Genomic DNA, 4,563 nt, shown 5'->3' with positions numbered 1-4,563 from the left:
CAGATCAACCGCCTGAAAACCCTGAAGCGCCAAATGTACGGCCGCGCCAAACTCGACCTGCTCAAGGCGAGAATGATCGCAGCATGACGCAAGGTAACTGCACCAAGATTGAGTCAGAGCCCTTTTTCCACGCCGGTTCACATGGATAATTCCATAAAGGTCTCAGCCTCTACCAATCCCGACGTGGCGCAGAATTCTCGAGCAGTAGCGAGCTGCGCCAACATCTGGGCCGTATCGAAAGTCGCGCTCCTTGCGTATAGGCCAGCCGCAGTCGATTTCGCGTCCTTTGGCAAGTGAGCAGTCTTCTTCGTTTTCATGCTTGGCTCCCGTTTCAGTGAATGAATGAGTTGTCCTGGTGCACACCAAGCCGGTGCGGTCGCGCCATTACGCGGCCGCCGCCAGCCTTGGCTCATTGTTGATCTTTGTCGTATCAGCGCGGGCATGAATCCGAAGGAACTCGTCATGCACCTCGACGCGCTCGAGCACGGCCCTCAGGTAGGCCCGGCGGAAACTGATCGGTCCGCGCACAAGGGCATTCCGCAGAAGCGTCGTGAACTGACCGGTGGCCTGGGCGCCGAGCCTGTTCTCGGGGGCGAGCGAGCGCTCCATGGCCAACACGTTCGCACGGGCAGCATCGCGCTCGGCCTTTGCGGTCTGGATCTGCTCGCGTAGGGTTGGATCGTCCGGGTCGATGATGCCGTGCTGGATGGCGGTGTACAGGCGCCTGAGGCCCGCTTCGGCATCGTCGAAGCGCTTCCTGTGGGCTTCCAGCGCGTGCATCTTCGTCACATCGCTTGCCGCCTGACGTCTCACGAGCTCGCGCAGAAGCGCTTCGGCCCGGGCTTCGTTCAGCAGGCGACGCGAGACGTGATCTGTGACGAGGTCGTCGAGATCCTCCATCGGGACGGATTGCCCCTCGCACGCTTGCTCGCCCGTGCGATTGCGTGCGGAGCACGCGTAGTATCGGTATCGGCCGGATTTCCCGGTTCTCTTGGTCATCGCGGACCCGCACTTGCCGCACTTGGCGATGCCGCCGAGCAGCGTCGGCCCGTTCGACGTCCGGGGGGCGGTCTTGCGCGGGTTTTTCTGACGCAATGACCGTTGCGCTCTGTCGAAGGTTGCCGCGTCGATGGTGGACGGCACATCGACCTCAACGACCTCTTCCACGGAACCGTTGCGGTTGTACCGATACTCACCCTTGTAGACCGGATCGGTCAGAAGCCGGTGTACCGCACCCACGCCCCAGAGCGAACCTTTCCGGGTCCGGTGGCCATTCTCGTTGAGCCAGTTAACAATGGCCTTCACGCCCATCGGTCCCGAGCTTCCATTGCCGCTCAGGTAGAGGCGGTAGACCTGACGGACGAGTTCAGATTCGACCGGGTCGACCGCCAGGCGCCTCTTCACACGGGCCCCGCGCCGCTCCGCGTCCTCGAGGCAGTATCCGTAGGGAGGTGTACTACCGCACCAGAATCCTTGGCGGGCATTCTCGCGCAGGCTTCGAGAAACGTCTCTCGAAATCTTGTAGGACAGTATCTCGTCGTTAAGAGCGAACATCCCACGAACCATTCGGCCCGTTGGCGTATCGTCGGTCTCCTCGCTGATGCTGATCAGACGGATCCCCAGCTTGCGCAGCTGCTGATACCTCAACTCCAGCTCTACCGCGTTGCGAAAGAAGCGGGAAAGGGAATGCACCATGACGATGTCGAATGGCTTCCCTCCTCCCTCGATAACCTGGAACAATTCCTGGAAGCCGGGGCGCCGGTCCGATTTGGCAGAGCAGGCGTCCTTGAACTCCCCCACAACCTTCCAGCCCTCCATGTCGCAGCGCATCTTCATCTGCCGGCGCTGGTCCGGGATCGAAAGATCCCGTTCCGCCTGTGGACCGGTAGAAACGCGCAGGTAGAATGCCACGCGCGTGCCTTTGGTATGATGTTGCTTATTGATAGACATTTCTCTTCATTCCTTCTTCTTGACTGGCTCAGTCAGCTCCTCTGCTGCTCCGCTCAGTCCGACTTGCCAGCGAGCAGGCGCTCCAACTCTTCCTGGAGGGTGCCCTCGATCGCATGCACCTCCTCCAGCGAGATGTCTGGAGCATGGTCGAGGCCGGTGACTTCAGGGCGATAGGGCGCCTTCCTCGGCTTCGCTTTCCTGGGTGAAGTCCGATCGCGATCGCGCGACCGCCGGTTGGGGGGCGATACGGGTTCCAAGCTTGACGCTCCAAGCTCGCGGGAGCGGCCGCGGCCGGACACATCACGATGATGTCGTCAAGATCCTCCGGCCCCCGTACACGCGACCGTCGGAATGCCGCGAATATCTACGCCACCGCATCTCGGATCAATACGTTGGCGAGGAATTTATTTTCTTCGTTAACGGCCAGAATGGCCAATTTTGCAAGATTCGGCCTCGTGAACGGGCACCCGAACCAGTCGCCGTTGACACCCTTGCGCCCCCACGTGATGCTGCGTGCCGTGATCCGGTGCATCCGGACTCCCCCGTCGACCGCCTCACGGAGTGGTTGGCGAAAGAGATCCGCGAACGCGAATATTAATAGGCGAGGAATGAAGAATGGCGCGCAAGAGAATTAAATGTAACGACGAGCATAAAGGACACGGTGGAACGCAGCGCGGCGACAGCACAAACGAATTGTCTGCGGGCATGACAGCCGAGCGAGGCAATATCGCGACAGGCCATAGAAAGCGCGCAGCGATTTACCTGAGGGTATCGACAGGTCAGCAGGCGGAACGGGAGGTCTCAGTCCCGGACCAGCGCAGACAGTGCAATATTTTTTGCACGGCACGCGGCTGGGAGGTCGTGGGTGAATTTTCGGACGCAAAGTCAGGGCGGACAGAAAAAAGACCCGGCCTTATGTCGTTGAGGGAGGCCGCCCTTCGCGAGGACCGGCCCTTTGACATTATTCTCGTTCACTCATTCAGCCGCCTCAGCCGAAATGAAATCGAAAGCGAGCTCCTCGTGCGAGAGCTCAGGCAGAATGGCGTCGAGGTCCAGAGCATAACCCAGAATGTGGGCACCGATCCCGTGGGCGACTTCTGCCGCAGGATTATCGCGTTGTTCGACGAATATCAGGCGGCTGAAAACGCGAAACATGTGAAGCGGGCGCGCAAGGAAAATGCGCGGCAGGGCTTCTGGAACGGGTCGCCTCCTCCCTTCGGCTATTGCCTCGAGGCTGCCGAAATGCGGGGCGACAAGGTCAAGAAGAAGCTCGCAGTGGATGACAAGGAGGCTGCAGTCGTACGAAAGATCTTCGAGCTCTTCCTCGAAGGGGACGATGAGCAGGGGCCGCTGGCTGTCAAGAAACTGACCGTCTGGTTGAATGAGAACGGCTTCCGCACGCGCGGAGGAGCTCTTTGGGGCGTGAATCAGATTCACCGCATTCTCACGGACCCGGTTTATGTTGGCGAATTCATATTCGGCAGGAATGCGCCGGACCCGAAAGATCGCATCAAGGTCCAATGCCCTTCGATCCTGTCACGTCGGACATTCGATCTCGTCGGCAGAACCCTGAAGAGCCGCAATCCGAAGTCGACCCCCCCAAGAACAGGGACCGGCGAGGCGCTGCTCGGCGGATTGCTCGCGTGCCCCGTCTGTGGGGGCGGTATGACGAGGAAGGCGGCCAAGAGTGGGAAGTACCACTACTACGAGTGTCAGGCCCGGATGAGCAAGGGAACCAGAGGTTGTAGCGGCAAGCGCATCCCGGCGGGTGACCTCGATGCGCTCGTCATCGGCGGCGTCGAGGAGAAATTGCTGAAGCACGAGCGGATCCGGGAGATCCTCGCACCTCTCATCGATCGCCAGACTGCGGACGGGGAAGCCAAGGCAGCGCGGCTCGCGTCGCATCGGGAGGAACTCGGTAAGGAGCGGGGAAAACTGGACCGCCTCTACGAGGCGATCGAGAAGGGACTGGCCGATCTTGACGACGTCATGTTCCGGGAGCGGATCGATAAGACGAAGGACCGGATCTCAAGGCTCGAGGCGATGGTGGAGCGCGCCTCGTTGGAACTCGCCCCGGAGCTGAGGGTGACGACCGAGAAGATCGCCAGCTTCACAGCCTTCATGCGGGAAAAGCTGTCCGCAGACGCCGGGCGCTCCCGACCCTACCTGCGCGCGCTGATCTCCGACATCCACGTGCGCGAGGATACAGTGGTCATCAGGGGCAGCAGGGAAAAGCTGGAGCAAGCCGTCATGCAGGGCGAGAGGGTGCTCGACGCAGTTCCCACTTTTGTTCCGAGTTGGCGGAGACGAAGGGATTCGAACCCTCGAGACGGTTTCCCGCCTACTCCCTTAGCAGGGGAGCGCCTTCGACCACTCGGCCACGTCTCCACCTCCGTCCCTATCAGCCCAAGCGCCCGAGATTCAAGGGGAATTCGCCACAACCCGTCGAAGGGCCCCGACCCGGCCGAACCCCTTGAATCGGCCCTTTAATTGCGGTTCCTCGTCAAGCCTGTTTCTGCGTCCGTGCCGGGGTCATGGTCCTTTTCGAGGTCACGGCCTCATGGTGATGTTCGGGTCGGGTGCCTTCAGCGTATGGAGCGCAGGTACCGTTTG

3 protein-coding genes, 1 tRNA gene and 1 pseudogene are annotated in these 4,563 nt (G+C 60.7%); 1 reads left to right on the top strand and 4 read right to left on the bottom strand.

The annotated features are described in order from the left end of the window. Positions 1 to 384 precede the first annotated feature (384 nt). Complete coding sequence (locus DLJ49_RS20840; RefSeq protein WP_158547545.1) at positions 385 to 1,911, bottom strand: recombinase family protein; 1,527 nt, start codon at positions 1,909 to 1,911, stop codon at positions 385 to 387. Positions 1,912 to 2,314: 403 nt separating this feature from the next. Then, on the bottom strand, positions 2,315 to 2,482 hold the full coding sequence (locus tag DLJ49_RS21975) for a hypothetical protein (protein WP_158547544.1): 168 nt from the start codon (positions 2,480 to 2,482) through the stop codon (positions 2,315 to 2,317). Between the two features lie 83 nt (positions 2,483 to 2,565). On the opposite strand from DLJ49_RS21975, the pseudogene DLJ49_RS22945 reads away from it, so the two are divergent. Next, a pseudogene (locus DLJ49_RS22945) lies at positions 2,566 to 3,732 on the top strand (recombinase family protein); the annotation flags it as partial. A 164-nt stretch (positions 3,733 to 3,896) separates the two neighbouring features. Here the strand turns inward: DLJ49_RS22945 and DLJ49_RS21970 are convergent. Continuing rightward, positions 3,897 to 4,073 carry a hypothetical protein gene (locus tag DLJ49_RS21970; protein WP_158547543.1) on the bottom strand — a complete coding sequence of 59 codons (177 nt, stop codon included), beginning with the start codon at positions 4,071 to 4,073 and terminating at the stop codon, positions 3,897 to 3,899. Between the two features lie 175 nt (positions 4,074 to 4,248). Beyond that, a tRNA-Ser gene (locus DLJ49_RS20820) sits at positions 4,249 to 4,338 on the bottom strand. Positions 4,339 to 4,563 lie beyond the last annotated feature (225 nt).

Source organism: Rhodovulum sp. 12E13, assembly GCF_003340565.1.
Taxonomy (GTDB): domain Bacteria; phylum Pseudomonadota; class Alphaproteobacteria; order Rhodobacterales; family Rhodobacteraceae; genus HLUCCA09.
The sequence above is the reverse complement of the archived record's forward strand: the minus strand, read 5'-3'. Positions and strand labels throughout refer to the sequence as shown.